The following is a 1,831-nucleotide window of genomic DNA, read 5'->3' on the forward strand; positions in this document are numbered from 1 at the left end:
CTCACGACGTGCGGGGACCGGGCCCCGCGCCCTGTCCCTGAGCGCGGGGGCCGGACGCCTCGTCAGGCGTCGGTCTTGACCAGCTCGGGGCTGGAGTCCTGCTGGGCCGAGCCGCCGACGACCGTCGCGGTGGCGGCCGACCTGGTGCCGCGGATCAGGAACGGGACGACGCCGGCGACGACGCAGACCACGGCCGCGGTCCAGAACGCGTGCTTGTAGGCGTCCAGGGTGGGCAGCGAGAGCGGGATCTGCGGCGGCAGCTTCATGGTGTCGCCGGTCAGGATGGCGGCCATGACGGCGGTGCCGATCGCGCCACCGACCGTGCGGAGCACGGAGTTCATGCCGTTGGCGATACCGCTCTGCTCGACCGGGACCGCGCCGTTGATGTAGGCCGGCATCGCGGCGAAGGCGAGGCCGACGCCGAGGCCGAAGATCGCCGAGGCGGTGTAGATGTCGCCCTCGTGCCCGTGGCGCACGGCCAGGTAGGCCATCGCGACGGCGCCGAGGACGCCACCGAGGACCAGCGGCAGGCGCGGGCCGCGACGGGCGATCAGCAGGGCGCCGACCGGGGCGGCGACCATCGAGCCGATGGCGGACGGCAGCAGCAGGAGGCCGGCGTGCAGCACGCTGGCGGTGAAGCCGTAGTGGGTCAGCTTCTCCGGGGTCTGGGCGAAGTTGCTGATGACCATGAAGGAGCCGTACATGCCGAAGCCGATGAGCAGGCCGGCCACGTTGGTGAAGGCGACGGCCGGACGGGCCATCATCTTCATGTCCACCAGCGGGTGCGCGACCTTGGTCTCGATGATCCCCCAGATCAGGGCGACCACGGCGGCGACGGCGAACAGGCCGAGCGTCTTGTTGGAGGTCCAGCCCCAGTGGTTGCCCTGGCTGACCGCGACCAGCAGCGCGGAGAGCCAGCCGGCCAGGGTGAGGGCGCCCAGCGGGTCGGCGCCGCCCTCCTTGTCGGTCACCGGGTCGGTCGGGACGCGGAAGGCGACCAGGGCGATTGCGATCAGGCCGAAGACCAGGCCCATCCAGAAGATCGACTTGTAGTTCCAGTGCTCCAGCAGGAGACCGGTGGCGACCAGGCCGAGGCCGGAGCCGACGCCCATCGAGGCGCTGATGGCGGCGACGCCGCCGGTCACCTTCTGCTTGGGCAGCTCGTCACGGACGATGCTGATCGCCAGCGGCAGGACGCCACCGCCGGCGCCCTGGAGGACACGGGCGACGACCAGCCAGGTGAAGGAGTGGGTGCTGACCGCCAGCGCCGAACCGGCGACCAGGCCGGCCAGCGAGATCAGCAGCATCGGCTTGCGGCCCCGGAGGTCGCCGAAGCGGCCCAGGAGCGGAGTCAGCACGGCTGCGGAGAGCAGGTTGGCGGTCATCAGCCAGGTGACGCTGGACGCGGAGACGTGCAGTTCCTTGGCCAGCGAGGGCAGGATCGGGACGACCGCGGTCTGCACCACGCTGAACGACAGCATCGCCAGGATGAGGGCCGGCAGGACCCGGGCGCTGCTCTGCTTCTCGGCCGCGGTGGTGGGCTGTGGTGCCTCACTCACGGTTGCTTCCTCCCGTACATAGTGAATGAACTGAAGTAACCATGCAGGGAGATACTTCAGAGTGTCAAATATCGAGTGGTTAAGTTTTGGCAAAGGTGAACGGTCGGGTACGTGACAAGGGCTGTGGGGGGTGGCGGGTGTGGGGAGGGGCGCCTGCGGCGGGCGGGTGGGGGTGTGGCGGGGGCGCTTTGGCAAAGGTGAACGGTCGGGTACGTGACAAGGGCCGTGGTGGGAGGCAGGCGCGGGGAGGGGGCCTGCGGTGGGTGTGCGAG

1 protein-coding gene is annotated in these 1,831 nt (G+C 70.2%); it reads right to left on the minus strand.

Annotated features, from left to right (window positions below; translation table 11 throughout):
• Positions 1 to 62 precede the first annotated feature (62 nt).
• Positions 63 to 1,559 (minus strand): MFS transporter, encoded by a 1,497-nt coding sequence (locus tag ACFU6K_RS38185; protein ID WP_380671142.1) that lies wholly within the window; start codon positions 1,557 to 1,559, stop codon positions 63 to 65.
• Positions 1,560 to 1,831: the final 272 nt, after the last annotated feature.

It is taken from the genome of Kitasatospora sp. NPDC057512 (assembly GCF_042802135.1).
Classification (GTDB): Bacteria; Actinomycetota; Actinomycetes; order Streptomycetales; family Streptomycetaceae; genus Kitasatospora.